Origin of the sequence: Curtobacterium sp. PhB170 (genome assembly GCF_003752345.1) — a bacterium.
GTDB lineage: Bacteria > Actinomycetota > Actinomycetes > Actinomycetales > Microbacteriaceae > Curtobacterium.
The window spans coordinates 271,501-297,580 of sequence record NZ_RJUM01000013.1; the positions used below are offsets into that span (position 1 = coordinate 271,501).

Annotated in this window: 22 protein-coding genes; 15 read left to right on the plus strand and 7 right to left on the minus strand. The window is 71.2% G+C overall.

Annotation, left to right across the window (positions count from 1 at the left end):
* Window positions 1-58: 58 nt before the first annotated feature.
* The 4 genes from EDF40_RS16880 to EDF40_RS16895 all read left to right on the plus strand — a co-directional run bounded on the left by EDF40_RS16880 (window position 59) and on the right by EDF40_RS16895 (window position 2,542).
* Window positions 59-424, plus strand: coding sequence for a hypothetical protein (locus EDF40_RS16880; protein WP_123340962.1), 366 nt, complete (start codon window positions 59-61; stop codon window positions 422-424).
* A gap of 92 nt (window positions 425-516) precedes the next feature.
* Window positions 517-1,320 carry an oxygenase MpaB family protein gene (locus EDF40_RS16885; protein WP_185003165.1) on the plus strand — a complete coding sequence of 268 codons (804 nt, stop codon included), beginning with the start codon at window positions 517-519 and terminating at the stop codon, window positions 1,318-1,320.
* A 5-nt stretch (window positions 1,321-1,325) separates the two neighbouring features.
* On the plus strand, window positions 1,326-1,934 hold the full coding sequence (locus EDF40_RS16890) for a hypothetical protein (RefSeq protein WP_111085350.1): 609 nt from the start codon (window positions 1,326-1,328) through the stop codon (window positions 1,932-1,934).
* Complete coding sequence (locus tag EDF40_RS16895) at window positions 1,934-2,542, plus strand: FHA domain-containing protein (RefSeq protein ID WP_123293218.1); 609 nt, start codon at window positions 1,934-1,936, stop codon at window positions 2,540-2,542. Before EDF40_RS16890 ends, EDF40_RS16895 begins: the two co-directional genes overlap by 1 nt.
* 71 nt (window positions 2,543-2,613) lie before the next feature.
* On the opposite strand, the gene EDF40_RS16900 is transcribed toward EDF40_RS16895, so the two are convergent.
* Window positions 2,614-7,035, minus strand: coding sequence for an FtsK/SpoIIIE domain-containing protein (locus EDF40_RS16900; protein WP_123340964.1), 4,422 nt, complete (start codon window positions 7,033-7,035; stop codon window positions 2,614-2,616).
* A 107-nt stretch (window positions 7,036-7,142) separates the two neighbouring features.
* Here EDF40_RS16900 and EDF40_RS16905 point away from each other — a divergent pair, with 107 nt between their 5' ends.
* The 11 genes from EDF40_RS16905 to EDF40_RS16955 all read left to right on the plus strand — a co-directional run bounded on the left by EDF40_RS16905 (window position 7,143) and on the right by EDF40_RS16955 (window position 16,595).
* Window positions 7,143-7,439, plus strand: coding sequence for a WXG100 family type VII secretion target (locus EDF40_RS16905; protein ID WP_071404660.1), 297 nt, complete (start codon window positions 7,143-7,145; stop codon window positions 7,437-7,439).
* Window positions 7,440-7,539: 100 nt separating this feature from the next.
* On the plus strand, window positions 7,540-7,869 hold the full coding sequence (locus EDF40_RS16910) for a DUF6507 family protein (protein WP_123936922.1): 330 nt from the start codon (window positions 7,540-7,542) through the stop codon (window positions 7,867-7,869).
* Window positions 7,870-7,871: 2 nt separating this feature from the next.
* Entirely contained in the window at window positions 7,872-9,710 is a 1,839-nt protein-coding gene (locus EDF40_RS16915; RefSeq protein ID WP_185042163.1) for a WXG100 family type VII secretion target, read from the plus strand.
* Window positions 9,707-10,315: a hypothetical protein gene (locus EDF40_RS16920; protein ID WP_123340966.1), complete on the plus strand. Its 609-nt coding sequence runs from the start codon at window positions 9,707-9,709 to the stop codon at window positions 10,313-10,315. Before EDF40_RS16915 ends, EDF40_RS16920 begins: the two co-directional genes overlap by 4 nt.
* Complete coding sequence (locus EDF40_RS16925; protein ID WP_123340967.1) at window positions 10,306-11,139, plus strand: hypothetical protein; 834 nt, start codon at window positions 10,306-10,308, stop codon at window positions 11,137-11,139. The genes EDF40_RS16920 and EDF40_RS16925 overlap by 10 nt, the downstream gene beginning before the upstream one ends.
* Window positions 11,140-11,183: 44 nt before the next feature.
* The gene (locus EDF40_RS16930; RefSeq protein ID WP_148053896.1) at window positions 11,184-11,762 is read left to right on the plus strand and encodes a hypothetical protein; all 579 of its coding nucleotides are present in this window, start codon (window positions 11,184-11,186) and stop codon (window positions 11,760-11,762) included.
* Window positions 11,759-12,841: a hypothetical protein gene (locus EDF40_RS16935; protein WP_123340969.1), complete on the plus strand. Its 1,083-nt coding sequence runs from the start codon at window positions 11,759-11,761 to the stop codon at window positions 12,839-12,841. The genes EDF40_RS16930 and EDF40_RS16935 overlap by 4 nt, the downstream gene beginning before the upstream one ends.
* A gap of 24 nt (window positions 12,842-12,865) precedes the next feature.
* Window positions 12,866-13,717: a phosphoribosyltransferase family protein gene (locus EDF40_RS16940; RefSeq protein ID WP_123340970.1), complete on the plus strand. Its 852-nt coding sequence runs from the start codon at window positions 12,866-12,868 to the stop codon at window positions 13,715-13,717.
* Window positions 13,714-15,294, plus strand: a complete 1,581-nt coding sequence (locus EDF40_RS16945) for a nicotinate phosphoribosyltransferase (protein WP_123340971.1) — start codon at window positions 13,714-13,716, stop codon at window positions 15,292-15,294. The genes EDF40_RS16940 and EDF40_RS16945 overlap by 4 nt, the downstream gene beginning before the upstream one ends.
* The gene (locus EDF40_RS16950) at window positions 15,291-15,941 is read left to right on the plus strand and encodes an NUDIX hydrolase (RefSeq protein WP_123340972.1); all 651 of its coding nucleotides are present in this window, start codon (window positions 15,291-15,293) and stop codon (window positions 15,939-15,941) included. The genes EDF40_RS16945 and EDF40_RS16950 overlap by 4 nt, the downstream gene beginning before the upstream one ends.
* Before the next feature lie 18 nt (window positions 15,942-15,959).
* On the plus strand, window positions 15,960-16,595 hold the full coding sequence (locus EDF40_RS16955; protein WP_123340973.1) for a pyridoxal 5'-phosphate synthase: 636 nt from the start codon (window positions 15,960-15,962) through the stop codon (window positions 16,593-16,595).
* Window positions 16,596-16,611: 16 nt separating this feature from the next.
* Here EDF40_RS16955 and EDF40_RS16960 read toward each other — a convergent pair whose 3' ends face one another.
* The 6 genes from EDF40_RS16960 to EDF40_RS16985 all read right to left on the minus strand — a co-directional run bounded on the left by EDF40_RS16960 (window position 16,612) and on the right by EDF40_RS16985 (window position 26,074).
* The gene (locus EDF40_RS16960) at window positions 16,612-17,172 is read right to left on the minus strand and encodes a hypothetical protein (protein WP_148053897.1); all 561 of its coding nucleotides are present in this window, start codon (window positions 17,170-17,172) and stop codon (window positions 16,612-16,614) included.
* Window positions 17,173-17,272: 100 nt separating this feature from the next.
* Window positions 17,273-18,088, minus strand: coding sequence for a hypothetical protein (locus EDF40_RS16965; RefSeq protein ID WP_148053898.1), 816 nt, complete (start codon window positions 18,086-18,088; stop codon window positions 17,273-17,275).
* A gap of 176 nt (window positions 18,089-18,264) precedes the next feature.
* Window positions 18,265-20,688, minus strand: coding sequence for a GNAT family N-acetyltransferase (locus EDF40_RS16970; protein WP_260213522.1), 2,424 nt, complete (start codon window positions 20,686-20,688; stop codon window positions 18,265-18,267).
* A complete protein-coding gene (locus EDF40_RS16975; protein WP_123340976.1) occupies window positions 20,685-22,061 on the minus strand; it encodes a lysine N(6)-hydroxylase/L-ornithine N(5)-oxygenase family protein in 1,377 nt (458 codons plus the stop codon). The genes EDF40_RS16970 and EDF40_RS16975 overlap by 4 nt, the downstream gene beginning before the upstream one ends.
* Complete coding sequence (locus EDF40_RS16980) at window positions 22,058-23,479, minus strand: pyridoxal-dependent decarboxylase (protein ID WP_123340977.1); 1,422 nt, start codon at window positions 23,477-23,479, stop codon at window positions 22,058-22,060. Before EDF40_RS16980 ends, EDF40_RS16975 begins: the two co-directional genes overlap by 4 nt.
* A 150-nt stretch (window positions 23,480-23,629) precedes the next feature.
* The gene (locus EDF40_RS16985) at window positions 23,630-26,074 is read right to left on the minus strand and encodes an ATP-dependent helicase (protein WP_123293192.1); all 2,445 of its coding nucleotides are present in this window, start codon (window positions 26,072-26,074) and stop codon (window positions 23,630-23,632) included.
* Between the last annotated feature and the right edge of the window lie 6 nt (window positions 26,075-26,080).

The window sequence follows — 26,080 nt, forward strand, 5'->3', positions numbered from 1 at the left end:
ATGCCCTGATCAGCGCCTCCCCCAGCGATCCGCGGAACACGGCCCGTAGCATCGGGCCGTGTTCCGTCGTGTCCGTGCCAGCGTCCGCAGCATGCCGTCGGCCGCCCGGCTGGTGGCGATCGCGGCGATGCTGCTCGTCGCGGCCTCTGCACACCTCGCCGCGCAGTCCGAGCCGGCAGGACGATGGGTCCCGCTCCTCGCGGTCGCGGTGGTCGGAGCCGTCGTCACCGGAGCACCGAGCCGCCTCTGGCCGCTCCCCGCGATCTGGCTCGTCGCCACCCTGCTCGCCCTGACGGGCGGCGTCCGGGCCGACGGCACGTACCTGGTGACCGCCCTCGTGACCGGCGCGGCCGCACTCGTCGCGGCGATCGCCGCTGATCTCGTCCCAGTCCTGCGGGCGCGACGCCGACGGGGTGGAGCGTGACCACCCCACGGCTTGGAGGCCCGGTGCCGGGCCCGCCACGTCCCTCCAGTCACGGCCGTCACCCCGCTGGCGCGGTGCGCCGGAACCGGCTGGTGGGGCCGGCCTCCCGTCCGTCGTCCGGTCGCGTCCACGACCGCAGCCTGCGCCGGTTCCTCGCTGACAGCACACCCGTGGCCGCGGGCGGCCGCGCCATCCTGCTGCAGATCGCCGACCCGGTCGTCGCGGCAGGCGTCCGTCGGCACTCGGACTTCGCCCGTCGACCCCAGCAGCGGCTGTCCCACACCCTGATGTTCGTGTACGCCGTCGTCTCCGGCACGGAGCAGGACGCCGCGATCGCCGCGGGTTTCGTGAACCGGGCCCACGCGCCCGTGACCGGCGCGGACGAGGTCGACCGGCAGCTGTGGGTGGCCGCGACCCTGTTCGACTCGGCTCGTCGGGCGCACGACCTGTTCGGTGTGCCCGTCACGGCGGAACGCGCGGAGGACGTCCTCGCCGCGTACGCCCCGATCGCGACGACGCTGCGGGTGCCCGCCGAGCGCTGGCCGACCTCGGTGGCCGCCTTCGACGAGTACTGGGCCGACGCCCTCGACCGGCTCGAGGTCACCGACGACGCCCGCGGCGTGGTGCGGGACCTGCTCCACCCGCGCTTCGCGCCGTTCTGGGTGCGTGCCGCGATGCCGCTCGTCCGGATCGTCACGGTCGGGATGCTGCCGGAACGGCTGCGGACCGCGTACGGGTTCGCGTGGGGGCCGCGCGAGCAACGTCGGTTCCAGCGGACGGTCGCCGTGGTCACCGGGGTGCGGTCGGTCCTGCCCGGGACCCTGCTGCGGCTGCCGGGTCCGCTGCTGCTGCGGGCGATGCGCCGGACGGCCGCGCGACACGCCACGGTACGGTAGCGGGCATGTCGGTCGACCACTTCGCCATCACGGTCCCGCGCTCCTGGTTCGAGCTGCCCGTCGAGCCGGAGCGCCGCGACGACCGGATCAGCGCCCTCGTGCAGGAGCGCATCGAGGACCAGCGCGAGCTCTGGGACCACCGCACCGAGATCGTCCGGGCCCTCCGTCGGTTCGCCCGGTCGGCATGGGACAGCGGTGCGCGGTACTGCGCGGCCTTCGCCGAGCCGAGCGAGGACGGCATCGTCTCCGGCGCCCTGACCGTCACGGTCCTGCCCGCTCCCGAGGCCGGCGGCGACCCGCTCGCCGCCCTGACCGACCACGTCGCCGCGCTCGGCGGTGACGACGACGGCATGCACGTCGACGTGCACGAGGTCCCGCGCGTCGGTCGGGTGCCGCGCGTCTGGGGCGTCTCGACCGTGCAGGCGCCGGACGGCCGCGGCTCGTTCGACGTCGTGCTCATGCAGACGTTCGTGCCGGCGGGTGACCAGGTCGCGCTGGTGAGCGTGTCCTCGCCCGCGACCGACCTGGCCGAGCCGCTGTACGAACTGTTCGAGACCGTGACCGACACGTTCGAGCTCATCGACTCGGCCACGGTCGGTGGCGGGGTCGACTGATGCGGATCTGGCCGTTCCGGAAGCGTCGGAAGCCCGTCGAACCCGTCGTCGAGCGGGTCACCGTCGACGACCTCGCGCGGATGGCGCAGCGCGGCGAACTCGCCCGCGCGGTCGTCACGCCGCCGCCGGCTCCCCGCGCCAGCGCCGACCGGGTGCGGGCGACCGTCGCGCAGCTGCCCGGGCGTCCCCTGGGCTCCGCCGGTGGCACGGCTCGCCGCGACGCGGCTCCGGCCCGGCAGACCGCGGCGGCCGTCCTGGTGCTCGACGACCACCAGCGGGTCACCGTGTCCGGTGGCGGGCTGATCGGCCGTGACCCGGCGAGCGCCCACCCGGACGGCGGCTACGCGCACATGATCGCCCTCGAGGACCCGGACAAGCTGCTCAGCCGCACGCACCTGGAGTTCGGCTTCGGTGCCGAGGGGTCGCTCTGGGTGCTCGACACGGCGTCGGCGAACGGGGTCGAGCTGCAGCGGCCGGGGTTCCCGGCGACGATGGTGCCGCCGGCGCAGCGCACCGTGGTGCAGCCGGGCGACGTGGTCGTGTTCGGCGGCCACACCCTGCGCGCCGAGCCGCAGACCGCGCTGGTCGGCGAAGCCCCACTCGGCTGAGGCCGAGCGGCGCGGCGGCTCGACGACTCGACGCCGCGGCGACTCGGCCCCGCGCCGCCGCGCCGTCCCCGTCAGTCGGCGGGCACCTGCACCAACCGCAGCGCCTGGTCGGCGTCGTTGAGCAGCGCCCGACCCGGCACGCGGTCCTGCGTCACCAGGCTCTTCGACAGCTTCGTGCCGATCAGGTCGCCGTCGACGGTGCTGAGCGGCGCGAGCAGCATTCCGCGACGGGCCTTCTTCGCGTCGACCTGCCATCCACGGAACCCGCTCGCGACGCCCTCGACGTCGCCGGCGATGACGAGCCCGACCGATCGGCCCCGGTCGGAGTCCATGATCGCCCGGAACACCGGTTCGGCCGGGGTCTCCTTGAGCGCCTCGGCGTCGTCGACGAGCACGAGCGTGAAGCCGTCCGAGCCGGTGTCGATCGCGGCGGAGAGGCCCTCGGCCCCGATCCCGCCGTCGGTGACCACGGTCACGCGCGGTGCGCCCTCGAGTGCCCGGAGCGGGGAGTCCCGCGGCGTGACCGCGACGACCGACCCACCTGCGGACAGGACGTGCCGGGCCATCGCGACGAGCGCGGTGCTCTTGCCGGAGCGCGGGCTGCCGGCGACGATGAACACCGGGGTGTCCTGCACGAAGTCGTGGGTGAAGAGCCGGAGCTCGTCGCCGCCGACGCCGAGCGCGACCCGGCCGACCGAGGCGTCCGCCGAGGGCAGGTACCGCACGGCCTCCTCGAACGTGATGGACCGCGGCAGCACGTCGATCCGGAACGGCTTCGGCACGGTCGCGGGGACGTGGGCGCGGACCTCGTCGCCGATGCCGCGGATCGCCGCCGCCTGGTCGCGTCCGCCGAGGCCGCCGGGCAGCACGGCGACCTGGGTCTCCGTCGCGGTGGCGTTCCGGAAGCCGCGGCCGGGCGGGATCGACTCGGGCAGCTTCTTGCCGTTGATGCCCTCGTAGTTGTAGTCGCCGCGGTCGGCCAGGGCGAGCAGCAGCTTCCGCTCCACCTGGCTCGACATCCGGCCGGAGGTCAGCGTGCGGTCGCCGGAGACGATCAGGTGCACGCCGACGCCGACGCCCTCGCGCAGCAGCGTCTGGACGGCGTCGTGCAGCGCACCGTTCTCGGCGTCCGCCAGGGTCGCCATGAAGCTCTCCCACTGGTCCAGGAACACGACGACGTGCGGCAGCGGGGTGGTGTGCTCGTCGGACCGCTGCTCGGCGATGGACGAGTACCCGCCGCTCGCGAAGGCGGCCTGGCGCTCCTGCACGGTGCGGAGCAGGATGCCGAGCAGCCGCGAGACCCGGTCGGGCTCGTGCCGCTGCACCACGGCACCGCAGTGCGGCAGGGCCCCGAGCGCGAGCAGGGCGCCGTTGCCGCAGTCGATCCCGTACATGTGCACGTCGCCGACGCCGAGGCGCAGGGCCATCGCACCGGCCAGCGTGCGGAGCGTCTGGCTGCGGCCGGAGCGTGGCGACCCGATGACGAACAGGTGGCCGTCGGCGTCGAGGTCGAACACCGCGGGGCGCTGCTGCTGGTCGGCGGGGTGGTCCTCGACGCCCCAGGCCACGGCGAGCGGCGGCAGCGCGGCGGCTCCGGCAGCACCTGCGGCTTCGACGTCGTCGAGCCCGACGACCGCGCCGAGCGGCGGCAGCCAGGGCTTCCGCTGCTCGGGGGTGCCGAGGGCGCGGGTGGCGTCGCCGATCGACGCGACGAGGACGCTCAGGTCGGTGACCTCCACGTCGCTGGCGGCGGCCTCGACGGCTGCCGGGCGGGGGGCTGGTTCGCTGTACGAGGCGAAGGTGAGTTCGCGGACCAGGGCGGGCCGGGCCTCCTGGTCGTCCGTGCCGGGCCGACGCCCGCCCACCCGACCGGACTGGAAGGGCAGCAACGAGGCCGCGCCGAGCCGCACGTACGCGCGACCGGGCGTGGCCTTCGCGATCCGCGCGGCGTCGTTCGCGCCGATGACGTCCTGGCTCTCCGACTGGTCGGTGACGCGCAAGGCGATCCGCAGGTTCGTGTTGGCGCGGATCTCGGGCGACACGACACCGCCGGGGCGCTGCGTGGCGAGCACGAGGTGGATGCCGAGCGACCGACCGCGCTGGGCGATGTTGACCAGGCCCTTGACGAAGTCGGGCAGCTCGCGGGCGAGCGAGGCGAACTCGTCGATGACGATGAGCAGCCGCGGCAGGCTCGGGATCGCGTCGCCCGACGCGGCGCGCTTCGCCTGCAGGTCCTGGTAGTCCTCGAGGTCCTTCGCGCCGACCTCGGCCAGGGCGTGCTCGCGGGTGCGCAGTTCTGCGCCGAGCGACTCGAGCGCCCGCTCCACCTGGTGGGTGTCGAGGTCGGTGACCATGCCGACCGTGTGCGGCAGGTCGACGCAGTCCTTGAACGCCGCACCGCCCTTGTAGTCGACGAGCACGAAGTTCATCTCGTCCGGCCGGTTCGCGACGGCGAGCGACGCGACGATCGTCTGCAGCAACTCGGACTTGCCGGAGCCGGTCGTGCCGGCGACGAGTCCGTGCGGACCGTCGTTCCGCAGGTCGATCGCGAACGGCCCGTCGATCGAGGCGCCGATGACGGCGGTCGTGCTGCGTCCACCGAGCAGCCAGCGGGCCTGCACGGCCTCGGACGTCGGCGGTTCGAGCTGGAGCACGTCGAGCAGCCGCGCCGACGACGGGATGGCGCCGTCCTGCACGTCCGGGCTGGCGTCGACGATCGGCGACAGCGACCGGGCGACCCACTCGAGCCAGTCCTGGTCGACCAGGTCGGGTCGCGCGTCGTCGATCCGCTCGCTGCGCTGCTGCGTGACCCGGATCCGGTCGTCGCGGACGACGACCACGGCGTCGCACTCCTCGGGCAGGAGCCGCTCGTCCAGGTCGAGGCAGATGCTGAACACCCCGACCGACGGCCCCTCCTTCAGCACCTGCACGAGCGACGGCATCGCTCGCAGGCGCCTGGCGCCGTCCATCACGACGACGATCTCGTCGGCCGGCGGGGTCTTCTTGCCGATGCCGGCTTCCTTGCGGGCGTCGATGATCGCCGCGAGCTCGGCGATGGCCCGCGCGGTCGTCGCGGCGTTCGAGGCGATGCTCGTCATCGGCTGGTCAGCACCGTCGCGGCGGACGTGCGGCAACCAGGACATCCACTCCCACAGCGCGGTCCGGGTGGTGTCGGTGAGCAGCGTGAAGGTGACGTCCTTCGGGCTCTGCAGCGTCGCGAGCTGCGCGACCACCCAGTTCGCCAGCCGTCGGGCGTCGTCGTCCGGACCGGCGATGCCGATCACGCCGCGCTCCGCCAGGCGGATCCGGACCGGCACGTCGGTTGCGTCCCACGCGACGGTCCGCTTGTGCGACAGCTGTTCCGGGTCCTCGATGGTCACCTCGGACCGCTGCGTCGCCGTGCCGACACGGACGAGCAGGTGGTCGGGGTCGGTGCGGCGCCGCTCCCACAGGCGCGGCAGCGGCGTGACCGCCGTCTCGTAGACGGCAGCCGGGTCGGGCGCGCTCGCGATCCAGCGTGCCCGTTCGGACTGGAGGCTCTCGGTCGCGTCCGCCTCGATGCGCGCCTTGGTGTCCTCGTACTCCACGATCCGCTGGCGGTACGTCTTCTTGCCCTGGCGGCGGCCCTGGAGGCCCGTGATGATCATCAGGATCGGCGACAGAAGGGCGATGAGCAGGTAGATCCAGCGACCGGTGGTCGACACGAACATCACGGCCATGCCCATCGGCGCCAGCGCCATCAGGATGGGCAGCGCCCGCGCCGGGGGTTCGGTCGGCGGGGCCGGCAGCTGGTAGCGGGTGTGCTCGTCGGGCGGCAGGATGCGCGGCGGGCGGTTGTACTCGAGCGACATGCCGTCGTCGGCCAGGGACAGGTGCGCCCCACGGTCCGGCGCCCGACCGAAGCCGAGCAGGACCCCGCCGATCGCCAGCTGCGCGGTCTCCGGCCAGTCGGTCTCCTCGGTGACGGCAGTACCGTCGAGCACTGCCCCGGCGAAGCCGTTCGCGGGACGGACCTTCGCGCCGTCGGCCGTGACCGACACGAGCAGGGCGACCTCCGGGACGGTGTCGGCCCCGGTGGCCTCGGCCTCGACCTCGGCGGTGTTGCTCACCGGGATGCGCACCGTGGCGTTCGTCGCCGTGCCGATCGTCACCGTGCCGGTGCCCACCCGCACGATGGTGCCGGCGTGCAGGCCCGAGACGATCCGGATCTCGGCGTCGGTCAGCGGACGGAGCGGCTGCGGCGGCACCTGCTCGAGGCTGCGGGCCACGACCACGCCCTCGCGCACACCGGACTCCGCGACCGTCGCAGCCAGGTCGAGCGGCTGCTCGCCGACGAAGTACGCCGGGGTCCGTCCGGAGGCCACGACGTCCGTCGCGATGAGGCGTTCGGCCTCGGCGACGAGCTCGCCGACCGCGCGGGTGTCGTCCCCGTCGACGTAGACGTTGGCGGTCTGACCACTCTCGCGGTCGACCATCGTGAACGTGAAGGTCATGGCATCCCCCGTAGCATTGACTACATGTCGCAGGACGATGGTAGTGTCCCCTGCAACACGCCCCGTTGGGGGGACATGACGAAACTCCGGGGAAAGGGAGTCACACCGTGGCGAACATCAACGTCTCGTACGCAGACCTCGAGGCAGCAGCCTCCGACCTCAAGGCGGGTCAGGCGGACATCGAAGACCGTCTCTCCGCCCTGCAGCGCAAGATCCAGCAGCTCATCTCCGACGGCTACGTCACCGACAAGTCGTCCGTCGCGTTCGGCGAGTCCTACGACGAGTTCAACCGTGGCGTGACCCAGACCGTCCAGGGGCTCGAGGGCCTGTCGACGTTCCTGTCGAAGGCGTCGCAGACCCTGTCCGAGACGGACGAGTCGCTCGCTTCCGGCCTCAAGGGCTGACACCGCTGACGACCCCGTGTCCCGCGATCGCGTGGGGCACGGGGTCGACGCGGTCCCGGTGGCGGTGGCTTCCGGTTCGTGATCGGGGAGGGATTGTTCCGTGGCTTCGAGACTGCTCGTTGACCTGATGGGGCTCGGGGAGCTCCAGACCGACCTGTCGACCGTGCACAGCACGCTCGAACAGGCGCACAAGCGCGTCGATGCGTCCGACGACGAGATCGGCTCGGGCACCGTGCAGGACGCCCTGCACGACTTCGACCACCGCTGGGGCGACAAGCGCGACAAGATCAGCGACTCGACGAAGGCGCTGGCGGACATGCTCAGCGCGTCCGTCGAGACCTACACCGAGACTGACGAGCAGCTCGCACAGGCGCTGCAGGTCAACGACGAGAACGGCGGCGGCGGACCCGCTGCCTCGAGGGCGGAGTAGTCATGGGGCGGCCGTCGGGGTGGGATGTCGTCGATCAGGGTGATGATCCGGTCAAGGGTGATCCGTCGACGTTGCGGATGATGTCGCGGGAGTACCAGCGCATCTCCGACGCAGCGGATGACGCCTCGACCCGGCTGCAGTCGGTCAAGGGGTCCGGGTGGCTGACCGACTGGGAGGGTGAAGCCGCCGACGTGTTCGTCGACGCGATCGAGGACACCCCCTCGGACCTGACCAAGCTCGTCGACTCGTACGAACTCGCCGCGACGGCGTTGTCGGGGTGGGCGGACACGGTCGATGACACCCAGTACCGGGCCGACGGTGCGCTCGCGGACGCGAAGGACGCCTCCGGGGACCTCGCCGCGGCGCAGGACCGGCTCTCCGATGCGCAGTCGAACCTGTCGCACTACCAGTCGGCGTCGAAGGACCTGTCGAAGGTCGCGGACGAGTACCCGGCCGGGTCCGAGGTGCCGGACGGGGTGGACGTGCCGTCGCCGGCGCAGCTGCGGGCCGCGTCCGACAACGCCGCCGTCGCGCAGGGGTCCGTGTCGTCCGCGCAGGGCGACATCGCGGCGGCGCAGTCCCGGATCGACGCAGCGAAGCGGCTCGTCGCGGATGCGAAGGGTGACTGGCAGGACGCGGAGCAGCGGACCGCGACGAAGATCGGTGAAGCCGCCGACGCGGGGCTGGGGAAGCAGTCCACGTGGGACAAGATCTTCGGGTCCGAGGCGTGGGAGACCATCGTCTCCATCGCGAAGGTCGTCGTCGCTGTGGGCGGCATCATCGTCATGATCATCGGCGGGCCACTCGCCTGGATCGTGCTCGGCGCAGCCCTGCTCGTACTCGCCGACACCCTGTACAAGATGTCGAAGGGCACCGCCGACGGGTGGGACCTCGCCTTCGCGTTGCTCGACTGCATCCCGGGGATGAAGGGGATCACCACCGCCGGACGGCTCCTGTCCGCAGCCGGCGACGCACGCAAGGCGTTCTCGCTCGCCCGCTCGACCGGATCGCTCGGCGCGCTCGCCGGCCGGACCCTCAGCGGAGCTGGCCGCTACGGCGTGATGGCGCTCAAGGAGCTTCCGCTGGCGGTGAAGCAGTTCGCGTCAAACCCGACGCGGCGACTCGAGCGCATGGCGCTCCAGGTGCGCTACCTGACCCCAGCGAACATGGTGCACAGCGCCGTCGATGCGGCGAAGGGGCTGCACACCGGCTTCTTGGGGTCGCAGGGCAAGCCGATCGTCGAGCGCCTCACCGACGCTTTCACCGCGAGTGACCGCGCCTTCAACCGCACCGTCAGCGGCGCCTACAACGCCCACGTGTCCGACATCGCTCGGACGGATCCGGCCCGGGCCAGCCAGCTGTGGCAGGGCGGCGACGGCTACTACGGTGTCGACTCGATGACCAACGTGACCGGCCCGCACGCGCAGATCGACGCGTTCGCCTCGACGCCGTCCGGCATGCAGAGCCCGTCGGCGAGCTACGCCGTCCCGAACGCCCCGAGCGGTGACTCCGCCGCGTTCCACGAATCGGCCCAGGTCGGCGCGAACTTCGACTACCCGACCCCGTACCGTGAAGACGTCTCAGTCGCACACATCGGAGCGGACCAGCCGTACGCCGTCGGCACGGCGCAGGCCAACCCGCAGTTCGGCGCCGGCGGTGGAACGCAGTACTTCCACTCCGGCATGGCGACCGACAGCCCATCGCCGTTCCCGGCAGGCGGGCCTTCCGGCATGGACCCGAGCGTTCGGTCGATCACCGAGTCGGTCGGTATGCGCGGAGCCCTGCACGCACCGTGGCGCGCGGTGGCCTACACGCAGCCGCTCGTCGGGAGCAACGAATGATCCACGAGGGCTTCCCGGACGTCCTCGTCGTGGGACCGGTCGCCGATCGGTCGTTCTCCGATGACGGCCGGCTGGTCATCGATTACGGCACGGCGCCTCGGTGGTCCCCTGACGCAACGCTCCCGGATCTCGTCGCACGGGCGAAACTCCTGGCGCTGCTCCTCGACGCGCTCGACCCCGAAGTCGACGTCCGAGTCGGCGCACGTCACCAGTTCCTGCTCAACGACCACATCGACGGGCGCGTCGACACCCGCGCCGGTGGGACTCCGCCGCGCCTGCTCGCGTACGGCTCGCTGACGACCACTGTGATCCGGTCGAGTGACCTCGGCCGACTCGTGGATGTCCGCAACGAACCCTCGATGGCACAAGGGCTCTTCACCTTCCCCCGTGGCGCCGAAGTCGTCTCGCAGATCGGCCCCGGAGCCGCACTCACGCGCTACGGCGACACCGGGTACTTCGACCAGGTCCTCTCCTTCGAGACCGACGATGCTGCATCGCCCTCGAAGCAGACCACCAAGGCACTGCACCGATGGACGAAGATCGTCGATGGCTGGCGGAAGAAGGCCACTCCCGCGCAACGGGAACTCGAAGGCCCGTGGATCTGAGCGAGCCGGCCGAGCTCACGGCCTGGCGACGGGCGGTCGACACGGACCTGTGGATGCTGGCGACGGAGGACGGCGTCCCGGCGGTCATCGCCCCGGCTGACGAGTCACCCCAGGCCGTCGCGCTCGCGTTCCTCGACCAGCAACAGGCTCAGGCCGCGGCCCCGGACGACGCGGTCCTCCTGCACACGACGCTGTGGTCGGCGCTCCGCGCGACCCCGGCCGACGTGGCTCTCCTGCTCCAGCCCGGCCAGCCCGACGAGCAGGTCCTGCTGCCCGAGGACATCGACCGGATCGTCGGTGGATCGCGGGACCGCGCGCCGGTGCTCTCACCCCGCGACCTGGCGATCACGTCGATGATCCCCGCGGTGATCGTGGACGGAGTCGTCAGCCCGCAACCGGATGGTCTGCCCGTGGGGGTGCTCCTCGACCAGGCCGGCCGATCCGGCGTCCCGTCGACGCTGGCGGCGGGGCCGACGATGCCCCTCGAACTCGACGCATGGACGACGGCGGCACTCATCCGAGCGGCGAGCCCGTTCCCGGCGGGGTTCGACGTCGTCGTCGGTGCCCCGAAGCCGGAGCAGTACCCGGCGGTGACCGACTTCCGCGAACAGTACGACGGGGCGGCGATCAGCACGGTCGGTGTCATCGTCGAACGGGCGTCCGAGCGGATCGTGGTACTCGTCGACACGGATGACGCCGACGAACTCGGACGCGTCCGGGTCCAGGCCGCATCGCTCGTGCCCCTGCCCGTCTTCGTGACCGACCGCCGGTCCTCACCGGAGCAGGCGTGGGTGCTCGGGCGGCCCGACAGCCACGTGTCCTGATGGTGACCTGGCGCGCGAGTACCCGTCAGACGACGGTCCGGGCCGTGCCGGTTCCGAACGGCCTCTCCCTGGCGATCGAGTCCGATGGTCGCCCCGCCACCGAACCGCACGATCGGGGTGTTCGTGTCGAGTTCGCGTACTCGGTCGCCGAGGACCGTCCGGCGACGCGGGGCGTCGCGACGCGGCCGGTGACCCGGCAGTCTCTGCTCGAGGACGAGCGGAGCGGTCGCTTCGTCGTGCAGGTCGACGCCGCCGAAGGACACGGCGACGGCGTCCCGATCACGGAGCAGCATCCACGGCGCCCAGGTCTGCTCCCGTTCGCACCGTCCGGCGTCCGCGTCCTCGAGCTGTCGGCAGCCAACGGGATCTGGGGGGACGTCGTCAGCAGACTGGCTCGGCCGCACTCGGCATGGATGCTCCTCGAGGCGTCGACGGGCGGTGCGAGCTGCACCGTCGTCATCGACCCGGACCCGGACGGATGGCGGAGGCGAGCGGTCGAGGCCCTTGGTCGACGCCCGCACCCGGAGATCACCGTCGTCGACTCTCTCGACGCCGTCCCCCGCGCCTGGCGCACGGCCACCCGCAACCTGCTCGGGCCGACATTGGCATCGACGCCCGGATGACCGAGTACGCGCGAACGGCGCACCGCCAGGGCGAGACGACGCCAGCCATGATCACCGTGAGCTCCGAGCCGTCCGGCGCGGACGGCCGGTTTCGCTACTCCGTGACCGTCGTCGTCGACGGTGTCGAGCACGTCGCCGTCGAGGACGACGCCTTCGAGGCCCTGTCGACGGTGCGGATGGAGCTCGAACGACGCGGCTGGCTGCTCGGCGTCGAGGGTGCACGGATCGACGTCTGGCCGAGCGGCATGGCGAGGGACCAGGGCGGGGGCCTTCGCGCCTACCGGCTCCGACGTGGGCGTTCTCCCCGTTCAGCGGACCTGGTCGACGTGTTCGCTCCGGCTGCCGATCACCTGGCGACCGTGGCCGAGCAGCGCCTGGCGGTCGGGGTCGCGCCACTCGATCCTGCTGCCGCATCGTACGAGGACGCCGACGAGGTGGTCTCGGTCTCGGCACCGTGCGACCAGCTCGTCGCCGAACGGAGCCGGCGAGGCGGCCTCCGTGCCGCACTCTTCGGTGGCCGACGCCCCGGCGACGAGCGATGGCAGGTCGTGCGTTCGCTGGTCGGCGATGCACTGCGACCAGACGAACGGGACGAGGCCGAAGCGCTGTCCGACGAACCGGACGGTGTGCGGCTCGTGACGACGGTCGGTGCGGACGAGGACGGTGTGCGGTGGTCGGACCTCGTCGACATCGGGGTCGACGAGGCTGGCGTGGTGCTGGTCCGACGGTTCCGACGCCGCTACACCGGACGGACCCGCGCGCACGTGGAGGTGCTGCTCGACACCCGCGCGCAGGGCCTGCCGACAACCGGATTCCGACCCACCGAGTTGGCAGCGCTCACCCCGCAACGGCAGGTCGAAGCGCTGCGGCGACACATCGAGGGGCTCGGCATGGTGCCGGCGATCGCGATCGACGCCATGTTCTGGCCCGACCGCGGTCGCGTCCCGACGGGGCGCGATGACGACCAAGGGGCGAACACGACCTTCCACGGCACGGCCGACGGGGTGGCGTACACGGTGCTCGTCAGCGGTGCCGGGCACCTCCGGATCGTTCGGGAAGAACCGTTCTTGTCCCACTGACAATTACCGTGGTACGGTCGAGCCATGGCAGTCGAACTCAGCACCTGGGACGCCCAGGGCAACCAGACGGCAGCGACGTTCTCCACCATGCGGTTCCCCGCCGGTGAAGCCCACGTCAAGGTCGCGAACGACACCGCCGAGCCGGGGGGCCTCACCGAGATCGCGACCCTGCGCGGCACGAACGGCGACGATCTGATCATGCTCGGCATGTGGGCGGACGCCGTGCGCCAGCGCGGATCGAGGTCCGTCGCGCTCGTCCCCTACCTGCCCGGTGCCCGGCAGGACCGCGGCTTGCCGTTCGGCGCGAAGGTCTACGCGGACGTCCTCAACGGCTTCCACCTCGACCAGGTCATCGCGTTCGACCCGCACTCGCCGGTCATCGTCGGCCTGGTCGACAACCTGACCGTCGTCACGAGCGAGCAGGTCGTCCGTGACGCCGTGGTCGGCGCACCCGAGCACGACGGCGGCGCCCCGTACACCGGCATCATCGCTCCGGACAAGGGTGCGGTACCCCGCGCCACCGCGGTCGCCGAGGCGTGCGGGCTGCCGCTCTACCGGGCCGAGAAGCACCGCAACCCCGACACCGGCAAGCTCGACGGCTTCACCTGCGAACCCCTGCCCGACACCGGCCGGTTCCTGGTGGTCGACGACATCTGCGACGGCGGCGGCACGTTCATGGGCCTCGCCGGCTCGACGGGTCTGCCGAAGGAGCGCCTCAGCCTCTGGATCTCGCACGGCGTCTTCTCCGGTCGGGCCGCACAGCTCGCCGACCACTTCGGCGAGATCGTCACCACCGACTCGTACCCCGCGCAGAACGCCATCGACGGCCTGCGCACGATCGCACTCACCCCCTACCTGACGGAGCAGATCCGATGACGCAGACCACGAGCACCACGAGCACCACGAGCACCGGGATCGAGCCGCGCATCACCACGGCGAGCCCGATCGCGCCGCTGCTGGCCGTCGACGGCTACAAGCACTCGCACCGGCAGGTCTACCCGGCCGGCACCACCCGCATCCTGATCAACTGGACGAACCGGTCGAACGCGCACATGCCCGAGTCGACGCACGCCGTGGTCTTCGGGCTGCAGGCGTTCATCCAGCGCTCGCTCGTCGAGGCCTGGGCGCCGTTCTTCGCCGCGGACGAAGACGAGGTCGTCCGGCTCTTCGACGACGCACTGCAGAGCTACTTCGGCCCGAACCACATCGGCACCGACCACGTCCGTGCCCTGCACCGCCTCGGCTACCTGCCTCTCGAGATCCGCGCCCTGCCCGAGGGCACCCTCGCCCCGATCGGCGTCGCGACGCTGACCGTCGAGAACACGATCGACGAGTTCTACTGGCTGCCCAACTACATCGAGACCGCCCTGTCGGCGTCGATCTGGCACCCGTCGACGGTCGCGACGAAGGCGCTCGAGTACCGCGACCTGATGGAGGACTGGGCCGCCCGCACCGGCGCGGTCCCGGCCGGCATCGACTTCGCCGCGCACGACTTCTCGTTCCGTGGGCAGTCGAGCATCGAGTCGGCCGCAGCGGGCGGCGCGGGCCACCTGCTCTCGTTCCTCGGCACCGACTCGATGCCGTCGCTCGACTTCATCGACCGCTACTACCCGGGCGACAACGGTTGGGTGGCCGCGAGCGTGCCCGCCACCGAGCACAGCGTGATGTGCGTCCGCGGCGCCGACGGCGAGCTGGCGACCTTCGAGCAGATCCTCGACGTGTACCCGACGGGCATCGTCTCGGCGGTCAGCGACGGCTTCGACCTGTTCAAGGTCGTCACCGAGACCCTGCCGCAGCTGAAGGACCGCATCACCGGTCGTGACGGCAAGCTCGTCATCCGCCCCGACTCGGGCGACCCGGTCGACATCGTCACCGGCACCGTGCACGGCGTCGACGAGGCGGAACTGTTCGCCGCCGACCGCAGCCACGAGCAGAAGGGCGTCGTCGAACTGCTCGACGAGATCTTCGGGCACACCGTGAACGAGCAGGGCTTCAAGGTCCTCGACCAGCACATCGGCGTCATCTACGGCGACAGCATCACGCTCGACCGTGCCCGTCGCATCTACGAGCGCCTGGCCGCCAAGGGGTACTCGAGCGACAACATCGTGCTCGGCATCGGGTCGTACACGTACCAGTACATGACCCGCGACAACCTCGGCAGCGCGGTCAAGGCCACGTGGGCACTCGTCGACGGCGAGCCCGTCGACATCCAGAAGGACCCGAAGACCGGCAGCGGCAAGAAGAGCGCGAAGGGCCGCATCGCCCTGCACCGCGACGAGACCGGCGAGATCCGGCAGACCGACCAGGCCACGGCCGACGACGAGGCGAGCAGCCTGCTCCAGCCGGTGTGGGTCGACGGCCGCTTCACGCGCCTCCAGTCCTTCGCCGACGTCCGCCAGACGCTCCGCGACGAGCGTTCGGCTCGTGCCACCCGCCGGGCGGCCACCGCGTGACCGATGCCGCAGCGGCGATCCGCGACCAACCGCTCATCGCGATCGACGTCGTCCCGGTGTCCTTCGTGACGACGGACGGTCTGCGGGTCGCCACCGCGCGTCGGGCGTACGCACCGTACGTCGGACAGGAAGCGCTCCCCGGCGTGCTCCTCGACGGCACCGAGATCCTTGCCGACGGTGCACGGCGCGCCCTGCGGTCCAAGGTCGGCGTCGGCTCGACGGCGGTACACCACCTCGCGCAGGTCGGCGCGTTCGACGGGCCCGACCGCGATCCACGGAGCTCCGCGATCAGCATCGCGTTCCTCGCAGTCATCGACCCGGCAGCGCACGCCGACGCAACGTGGCACGACGTCGGCACGCTCCCGCTCGGACTGCCGTTCGACCACGACCGGATCGTCGCCTCGGCGCTTGAGCGTGCACGGGTCCTCCTCTGGTCAGACCTGCCGTTCACACGAGCGCTGCTCGGCGATCCGTTCACCACGGCGGACGCCGCTCGGCTGCGGATCGCCCTGACGGGGACCACACCGGACCCGGGCAACCTCAACCGGACGCTCCGTACGAACACCGCGCTTGCCCGGGTCGACCTCCCAGCGAGTGCGGGACCCCGGGGCGGGCGTCCCCCGGCAGCCTGGACGTGGCAGGACTGAGCACGGTTGGGTGGACCCATGTCCTCTTCCCTGTCCGGTGACGACTCCCTGCACCTGCCCGAGTTCGACGCGCCCCCGGCGTCGCCGCTCGACCTCGCGCAGCAGTGGCTGGATGCCGCGGACGAACGCGACGTCTCGGAGCCGAAGTCGATGACCCTCGCCACGGCCGGTGCGGACGGTCGAGTGTCCGCCCGCACGGTCGACGTGAAGCGACTCGACGACCGCGGGCTCGTGTTCGGCACCTCGACGCTGAGCCCGAAGGGTCGTCAGCTCGCCGACAACCCACACGCGGCGCTGCAGGCCTACTGGCGCGAGACGCTGCAACAGCTCCGGTTCGAGGGCCGGGCGGTGCAGCTGTCCGACGACGAATCCGACGCGCTGTTCGCCGACCGCTCGCCGAAGTCCCGCGCCGCCACCGCCATCGCCGACCAGTCCGCCGTGCTCGAACCGCGGACACTGCAGGATTTGATCGACGACGCCAACGTGCTGCTCGACGAGTCCGACGACGCCGTGCCACGGCCGGCTGAGTGGGTCGCCTGGCGGCTCGAACCCGACGTGGTGGAGTTCTGGCACGGCAGCCGCGACCGGATGCACCGCCGCCTGCAGTACGTGCTCGCCGACGGCGCCTGGTCGGCCACCCGCCTGCAGCCGTAGTCGAGTCCGCTCCCGGTCAGTCCGACTGCCACCACGATGGCTTCGCGGACTCGACGGTGATCGTCAGCGACCGGGCGTCGTCGGACTTCCTGGCCACCACGAACACCGTCGCCGTGGGGTCCGCGGCCAGCACGCGCCACACCGGCCAGGTGTGCGGACCGAGCTTCGGGTCGTACCACGGCCCCGGTCCGTTGTCGGTCTCGACCAGCACACGTCGAACGCTGGCAGGGTCGAGGTCGGGGACGGCAGCAGCCCGCGCCTGCGTGAGGACACGAGCGACACCAGTATCGACGGCCGTCGTCCGCGCAGCCCGGGCCAGCCGGAGCCGGCGTCGCGTGACCAGGTACCCGAGGGCGATGAGCCGCGCGGCAACCAGCACCGTGCCGACCAGGACCACTGCGGTACCGCGGTCACTCGGCTGGACCGCGACGACGACTCCCCCGACAAGGACCGCCCCGCCGAGCAACAGTCCGGCGCCTCGGATGCGCCTGACTAGCCGGCATGCGCGGCGCCAGGTCTGATCCGCGTCGAGGACGTCCCCGATGTCGACCGTGACCTCGTCCCCACTCGTGTGCACCGCACCAGCTTCCCAGCTGCGGGCTATCGACACGGACCACAGCCATGTCCGCGGACGAGAGCGCTCTGCGCCGACCAGCACAGAGCGCTCCCGTCGACGATCAGCGTCGGCGACGGTACCGGATCGTCAAGCCGACGTAACATCCGGCTCCACCGGCTGCGAGCCCGAGGGCGACACCTCCGAGAGCACGGCCCGGCGTGTCCGCCGTGGCACTTGCGACCGCTGCTCCGACGATCACGAGTGCGATACCGAACGCGACAGCGAACGGAACGCTGTGCAGGATCTTCGTCATGGCGTGCCGACTTCCGCCTAGACGCAACGGGACGACTTCTTGGTGACGGGGTACACGCGAACCGACTTCGGGCTCGGGGCACTTGCTGTGCGTGGCGAGGTAGGAGGCGCCGAGGATGACCGCGGCGTTGCCGACCACACAAGCAGCCGGCCCGAGCGCGCAGATGCCGACGAGCAGTGCCGCGCCCGTCCCGCCGATGATCACGTTCTGGTCGAACGTGTTGAAGGCGATGTAGACGCCGCGATTGTCCGACCCGAAGCCCAGGCGCTGCCGCGGGTCTGTCTCGTTGAGCGTGAACTCGAACCCGTCGCGTCCGTCGATGGTGACCGAACGAGTTCCGTCCCGTTGCACGTCCTCGCGCTTGACTGCCCCCGCCCGACGCGCTTCCGCGATGGCCTCGTTCACCAACGCTGGTGTGACCTCCAAGTGGACTGCTCCGACATTGACGACGGGCTTTGGCACCTCAGCTGCCGATGCCGTGGGCGCAGCAACGAGCCCTCCCGCAACGAGCGTGCCAGCGAGCGCTGCACCAGTGAACGTGTTCCGCAGTTTCGACATTGCGTCCCCAACCGGTTCGTGGGCCGCCACCGTCGGCGGCCTGTTCGCACGACAGTAGAGGATCATCTACTGTCCGGTGATGTTCTGAAATGCAGTTGTTACATAGCCGGGTAATTGGGGGTCTCCTGCAAGACCAGAGTCTCGTCGCCGCTCCGGCTGGTGCGAGGTTGATCACTCCGTGCGCGCTTCTTGCGCTGCACGGAGTGGTCAACCTCGCACCGAGAGAGTCCGCGGCGCAGCCCCTACCGCCCGATCGGGTTCGCCATCGCCCCCGCCCGGATGAGCGACGACGACTGGTCCGCCAGGTCGACCATCGACAGGGTGTTGCGCAGCTGCAGCCGGTTCAGGCAGGAGTGCTCGAACGTCGGCACCCGCAGGTCCAACGGCCGTCGGCGGTCCGGGTGCGCGGCGGCGTGCGCGTCGATGCACTCTCCCACGACCTCCCAGAACCGGCCCTCCGGCAGCACTCCGTCGGCGTCGAGGATCGCCGCGACGAACCGCAGCACCCCGTCGAACACGTCGGTGAACACCGCGAGAGCCGCTTCGTCGTCGGACACCGGGTGCACGATCCGGTCGATGTCGGCCGGCACGGGGCGATCGTCGTGCCGCCCGAGCACCGCTGCCTCTTCACCGATGTCCTTCATGACGGCACGGACCACGGCACCGTCGCGGACGACGAGCACGAGGTTCTCGCCGTGTGGCATGAACACCAGGTCGTGCACGGTCAGACAGTGCACGACCGGCAACAGGTAGGCGTCGAGCCAGCGCCGCACCCACTCGTCGGCAGGAAGCCCCGACGCCTCGATCAGCGCGGAGACGACGGCGTTCCCCGCGGCGTCCCGGTGCAGCAGCGCCGCCATCGTCAGCAGTCGCTCGCCGTCCCTCACCCGCGGCAGAGGGCTCTCCCGCCACAGTGCCGCGAGCATCTTGCGCTGCGGCGACGACACGTCGACCCGGTGGTAGGCGTCGCCGGTGTACCCGATGGCGGCGTGTTCCCGGAGCACCGAGAACCCGACCGACGCGAGTGTCGGGTCGGCGGCGACGATCGACTCGACCCAGTCGTTCACCGCCGGGGTGTTCCGCATGTACGCGGGCGACATCCCCCGCAGGAAGCCCATGTTCTGCACGGCGAGCGCCGTCTTGACGTACGAGCGGGTCGGGTCCGAGTGGTCGAACGCGGTGCGGATGGACTGCTGCGGCTGGTACTCGTCCGGCCCCTCGCCGAGGTCGACGAGGTCCTGCCGCCCCAGGTCGGGTGCGAAGGTCACGGCGATCCGGTGCTGCCACTGCCAGGGGTGGACCGGCAGCCACACGTAGTCGTCGGGGTCGAGTCCGCGACGCTCCAACGTGGCGCAGAACCCGGCCACGAGGTGCGCCGGGAGCTCCGACTCCCAGTGCGTCTGCTCGGTCCGGTCCGCGGCGAGCGCCAGGTGCGTGTGTGCACGTCGGGCGGCGAGCCACCGGTAGCGGAACCGGCCGCCGACCTCCGGCGCGAAGGCCCGGTACTCGTCGAGCCCGAACCCGATCCGCCCGTTCGCGGCGACGAACGCCGGATGGCCCTCGGTCATCGCCGCCTCGACGTCCTGGAACGAGGCGACGACGTCGTCGACGGACGAACCGGACGAGCCGGCCGAGCCCGCCGAGCCCGCAGCGGACCGCCCACGCGCGAGCTGCGCGGCCGACGGCCCACCCCTCCGGTGCTTCGCGGCGGCGCTCGCCAGGGTCGAGGCGATCTCCTCCAGGTAGGTGCCGAGCAGCTCGTCGGGGATCCCGAGTACCTCGTGCAGTTCGAGCACGAGGTCCTGCGCACTGAGCGACGCCGGTAGCCCAGAGCGAGTGCGCGTCAGCGAGGCTTCGTCGATCGACCAGTGCTCGAGCAGGTGCCGCCGTGCCCGGAACCGGTAGGTCGAGTCCCCCGCGTCGAGCCGCCACCCGTCCCCGTCCGGCACGGGTGCGATCAGCCGCTCGTGGGTGAACTCGGCAATGGCCTTCGCCACCAGGTGTCGTTCGGCGGGTTCCAGGTGCTCGGGTCGCAGGTGCGCGGCCGGGCCGTCGTCGTCGGGCACGCCGATCCGGTCGGTGTCGAGCACCGACAACAGTGCCCGCTTGCCGTCGACGTCCACCTGGCGCAGTGCGCGGAACCCCACCTCGGCGTTCTTCGCCTGCACCGCGGTGTTGCGGACGTCCGGCTCGACGACGACCCGCCGAGCGCCGAGGACGTCGCGGCAGTGCTCGACGACGGCGCGCATCACGGCACTGGTCAGCCCGTGCACGCGGCCGCCGGCCGGGACCGGTGCGACGAGCAGGTGCATACCGACGTCGCCGGGCTCCGCCGCCCACACGTCGGTGAGCAGGACGGCGGCGGGGTCGTAGGTCTCGACCAGGAAGCACGGCTCCCCGTCGCGTCGGCCGAGCCACGCAGCCTGCGCCGGGTCCGCCTGCACGCCGGCCAGGTAGTCGCGCACGCCCGCCACGTCGAGGTGCCCCATCTCCCACCACGACGACGCCGGGTGGGCGAGCCACGACCGGACGACGGCGGCGTCGCGTTCCGGGTCCACGGGTTCGACGGTCAGGAGGCCCAGAGCGGCTCCGGCAGACACCGTCGCCTCGGGCGCACTGGCCAGTGCAGTGCCCGTCACGTCGGCGCCCGTCACGTGCGCGCTCACGCGGGCACCTCCGTGCGCTCGGTCGTCTGCCGGGCCGGCGCGCGGTGCGCGCCGTCGGGTGGGGTCGTGGACTGGTCCGTGGCGGGCAGGCCGAACTCCTGGAAGGCGATCCGGGCCTCCAGGCCGTACACGGGGCGACCCGTGACGGACCGGATGATCGACGCGTTCCGCCACGCACCCATGCCGAGGTCGGGCGCGGTCAGGCCGTGCGTGTGCTCCTCGGCGTTCTGCACCCAGATGCGTCCGCCGAGGGTGTCGACGTGGTGGTCGCGCGCGACGGCCAGGCGACCACGGGAGTCACGGGCGACGAGGTGCTCGACGGGGTCGAGGAACCGTGGCGTGCGCGGCGTGTACCCGGTCGCCAGGACCAGCCGCTCGACCTCGTGCTCGTAGGTCTCGCCGAGCTGCTCGTGGCGGAGCGTCAGCCGGTACGTCCCCCGGTCGGCGAGCCACTCGGCGTCGACGACACTCGTCTCGGTGCGCAGGCTCGTCGGGATCGGGCCTCGAGCGCTGATCCGGTAGAGCTGGTCGTAGAGCTCGTCGACGAGATCCGCGCTGATGCCCTTGTAGAGCCCGCGCTGCTCGCGCCCGAGGCGGTCACGCTCCCCCTCGGGCAGGCCGTGGAAGTGGTCCGTGTACTCCGGGCTCGTCATCTCGAGCGTGAGCTTCGTGTCCTCCATCGGGAAGAACCGCGGCGAGCGGGTGATCCAGTCGAGCCGGTAGTCGTCCTGGCGTAGGTCCTCGAGCAGCTCGCGGTAGACCTCGGCGGCGGACTGCCCGCTGCCGACCACCGCGATCGAGGCGGCACCACGAAGCGCGTCGCGGTTCGGCAGGAACTCGGCCGAGTGGATGACCGGTCCGGCGATCCCGCGCAGCGGAGCGGGGACGGACGGCTCGGTGCCGATGCCGACCACGACGTGCCGTGCGCGGTACGTCTCGGGACCCTGATCGGTCTCGACGTGCACCGTGAACACGTCCGTCGCCGGGTCGTGCTCGACCGCCGCGACGGACCGGCCCCACCGGAGGGTGTCGAGCCGGTCGGCGGCCCACCGGCAGTAGGCGTCGTACTCGCTGCGCAGGGGGTGGAAGTCCTCGCGGATGTAGAACGGGTACAGGCGGCCGGTCTCCTTGAGCCAGGCGAGGAACGAGAACGGTGAGGTCGGGTCGGCCATCGTCACCAGGTCCGCCATGAAGGGCACCTGGATCGTGGCGTCGTCGAGCATCATGCCGTGGTGCCAGGCGAAGCCGTCGGCGGCGTCGAGGAACACCGCGTCGAGGTCGTCGAGCGGGTCGGTGAGGCAGGCGAGGCCGAGGTTGAACGGGCCGATGCCGATGCCGATCAGGTCGTGGACGGGCTGCTCGTCGTGGCTCATCGGATCGCTCCTTCCGGCGTGGTGGTGACGGCTCGGACACGCTCCGCGGTCGCGGCGACGTGGTCGAGCGACGCGCGCATCTGCGCCGGGGTCGTCTCGGGGTTGAGCAGTGTGAGCTTGTTGCAGGGGCGGCCGTCGATCACGGTCTTCGCGATGAGGACCCGGCCCTCGGCGAGCAGCGCCGCACGGATCGGGGCGACGAGCGCGTCGGCCTGCTCGTCGGTCACCCCGGCCGGCTGCCAGCGGAAGAGCACGGTGCTGAGCTGCGTCGGCGCGACGAGCACCAGGTCGGGGTGCTCCTCGACGATCCGGTGGGTGGCGGCGGCGAGGTCGATGACGGCGTCGAACGCGGTGCCGATCGCGTCGGCCCCGGTCGCGCGCAGCGTGGCCCAGAGCTTCAGGGCGTCGAAGCGGCGGGTGGTCTGCAGCGACTTGTCGACCTGGTTCGGCTCGGCGGCGTCCTCGGGGTTGAGGTAGTCGGCGTACCAGGCCGTCCGGCGCAGGTCGGCCGGGTCACGGACGAGCAGTGCACTCGAGGACACCGGCTGGAAGAACGACTTGTGCAGATCGGTCGTCACGCTGCGCGCCCGCTCGATGCCGGCGAGCAGGTGCCGGCGTGTCGGGGAGACGAGCAGTCCGCAGCCGTACGCGGCGTCGACGTGCAGCCAGACGTCCTCCAGATCACACACGTCGGCGATCGGCTCGATCGGGTCGATGACCCCGCGATCGGTGGTGCCGGCGGTCGCGACGACCGCGATCGGGGTACGGCCCGCTGCCCGGGTCGCGGCGATCGCCTCCGCGAGGGCTGCCGGTCGCATCCGACCGGCGTGGTCCGTGGCGACGTCGACCACGGCCTCGAGACCGAGGAGTCGTGCCGACTTCGCGATGCTGAAGTGCGTCTCCGCCGTCGTGAACACGGTTCCGGCCACACCGACCGCTTCGCGCGCCAGCAGCAGTGCCTGCAGGTTGGACTGCGATCCGCCCGAGGTGAACACCCCGTCGCCGGCAGCGAACCCAGCGCGGCGGGCCAGCCAGTCGACCACGTGGCGTTCGATGTCCGTGCCGATGCGGGACTGGTCCCAGGTGTCGACCGACGGGTTCACCGCGGCGAGGACGGACTCGGCGGCGACCGCGGGCAGCGCGACCGGGCAGTTCAGGTGCGCGAGGTAGCCGGGGTCGTGGAACCACACGGCCTCGCGGACGAACAGGTCGTCGAGTTCGGCGAGCGCCTGTTCCGTCCCGACGGGAGCGGCGTCCAGGTCGACCGCGCGCACCCGGTCGTGGAGCGCGTCCGGGGCGGTCGCGGTCGTCGGGCGGTCGACGGTGGCGAGTCGGTCGGCGAGCTGGTCCACCGTGGACCCGACGGTGGACCGGTAGCGCTCGGCGTTGGCAGTGGTCAGCAGTTCGATGGGTGTCACGTTAGGTAAGGCTAACCTCACCTTGATTTCGGTGTCACCCGAACAGGGGTGGACTCCCAGGTCTCGGGCGTGGCGCGACGTCCTCGTGCCCACGACGAACGCACCCCGCCGGGGAACCGGCGGGGTGTACGGACGTTCAGCCAGCTCTGGCTAGAGCTTCTCGATCGGCGCGATCTTGATGAGCAGCTTCTTGCGGCCCGCGGAGTCGAACGCGATCTCGGCGATGCGCTTCGCGCCCTGACCGGTCACCGCCGAGACGGTGCCCTCGCCGAAGTCGACGTGCTTGATCCGGTCGCCGGCGACGAGTTCCATGTCGCCGTTGTCACGCACCTGGCCGGACACCCGGTTCGCCCACTCGGTCTTCGGGCGGGTCTTCGACGCAGCGGCCGCGCGGTCGTACGAGCCACCGCCCCAGCCGCCACCGCCGCGGTAACCACCGCCACCGCCACCGCCGATGCCGCCCTCGCGCTTCGCGTTGAGCGCTCGGGGCTGCGTGCCACCACGGCTGTTCGCCATGCCCGGCGACTGCTTCCACTCGATGAGCCCCTCGGGGATCTCCTGCAGGAAGCGCGACGGCATGGCGACGTTGACGTCACCGAACTGGGCGCGGGTCATCGCCAGTGACAGGAACAGGACCTTCTTCGCGCGGGTGATGCCGACGTAGAACAGCCGGCGTTCCTCCGACGGGCCACCCGGCTCGTTCGCGGACATCCGGTGCGGCAGCAGGTCTTCCTCGACGCCGGTCAGGAACACGGCCTCGTACTCCAGCCCCTTGGCCGTGTGCAGTGTCATGAGCGACACCGTGCCCGACGAGTCGTCGAGCTCGTCCGCCGCTGCGACCAACGAGACCTCGGTCAGGAAGTCCGTCAGCGTGCCCTCGGGGTTGTTCTTCTGGAACTCGCGCGTCACCGCCACGAGCTCGTCGATGTTGTCGGCCCGGGCGGCGTCCTGCGCGTCGGGCGACTTCCGCAGGTTCTCGAGCAGGTGGGAGCCGTCGAGCAGCTGGGTCAGGGTGTCGACGACCGGCTGCGTCGGGGCCTTCTCGGACACGGAGTCCAGCAGCGCCGCGAACTCGGTGATGGCGTTCCGCACCTTCGGCCCGAAGCCGAGCTCACCCGCGTGCCGCAGGGCATCGCGCATCGTGGTCTCGTGCTCGTCGGCGTAGCGCTGCAGGGTCGTCTCGGTGACGGAGCCGATGCCGCGCTTCGGCACGTTGAGCACACGACGGAGCGCCATCGGGTCGGCGGGGTTCGCCACGGTGATCAGGTACGCCATGGCGTCCTTGATCTCGGCGCGCTCGTAGAACTTCGTGCCGCCGAGCACCCGGTACGGGATCGCCGCGCGGATGAAGATCTCCTCGAGCGCACGGGTCTGCGAGTTCGTCCGGTAGAACACCGCCATGTCGCGGTAGTCCATGCCGTCCTCGCGCAGACGCTGGATCTCGTCGGCGACGAACTGGGCCTCGTCGTGGCCGGTGTACCCGGTGAAGCCGACGATCTTCTCGCCCGCGCCGACGTCGGTGAACAGGTTCTTCGCCTGACGGTCGAAGTTGTTCGCGATGACGGCGTTCGCGGCGTCGAGGATGGTCTGCGTCGAGCGGTAGTTCTGCTCGAGCAGGATCACCTTTGAGTTCGGGAAGTCGCGCTCGAACTCGACGATGTTGCGGATGTCGGCCCCGCGGAACGCGTAGATCGACTGGTCCGAGTCGCCCACGACGGTCAGGGACGCTCCGGCGATCGACCCGTCGCGCTCGCGCATGCGGGCGACGTGCTGGCCGGAGTCCTCGAGCTTGTCGACCTGCTCGACCGGCACCGGACGCGTGAGCTCGCGGATCAGGGAGTACTGCGCGTGGTTGGTGTCCTGGTACTCGTCGACCAGGATGAAGCGGAAGCGCCGCTGGTAGAGCGCAGCGACCTCGGGGAACGCCCGGAACAGGAAGACCGTCTGGCCGATGAGGTCGTCGAAGTCGAAGGCGTTCGCCCGGCGCAGGTCGTTCGTGTACCGACGGAAGACCTCGGTGAACATGACTTCCTGCGGGTCGTTCACGTTGATGTTGCGTGCGTAGGAGTCGATGTCCTGCAGCTCGTTCTTGAGCTTCGAGATCTTCGACGCCGCGGCGCCCACCGTGAGCCCGAGCGTGTCCGCCTCGAGGTCCTTGATGATCCGCTTGAGCAGGGCCTTGGAGTCGGCGGAGTCGTAGATCGTGAACGACTGCGCGAACCCGAACCGCTCCGCCTCGCGCCGGAGGATGCGCACGCACGCCGAGTGGAACGTCGAGATCCACATGCCGTCGGACTCGCCACCCACCAGGGCCCGGACGCGCTCACGCATCTCGGCCGCAGCCTTGTTCGTGAAGGTGATCGCGAGGATCTGCGACGGCCAGGCTTCACGGTTGGCGAGCAGCAGCGCGATGCGGCGCGTGAGGACGCTCGTCTTGCCGGATCCGGCACCGGCCACGATCAGCAGGGACTCGCCGCGGTACTCGACGGCTTCCTTCTGCTGGGGGTTCAGACCCGCGGTGAACGGGTCTTCGTACGCACGGGCACCGGCGCCCGGCTCGGGCGTCGATTCGAAGGGGTCGAGCACGATCGTCATGTTCGG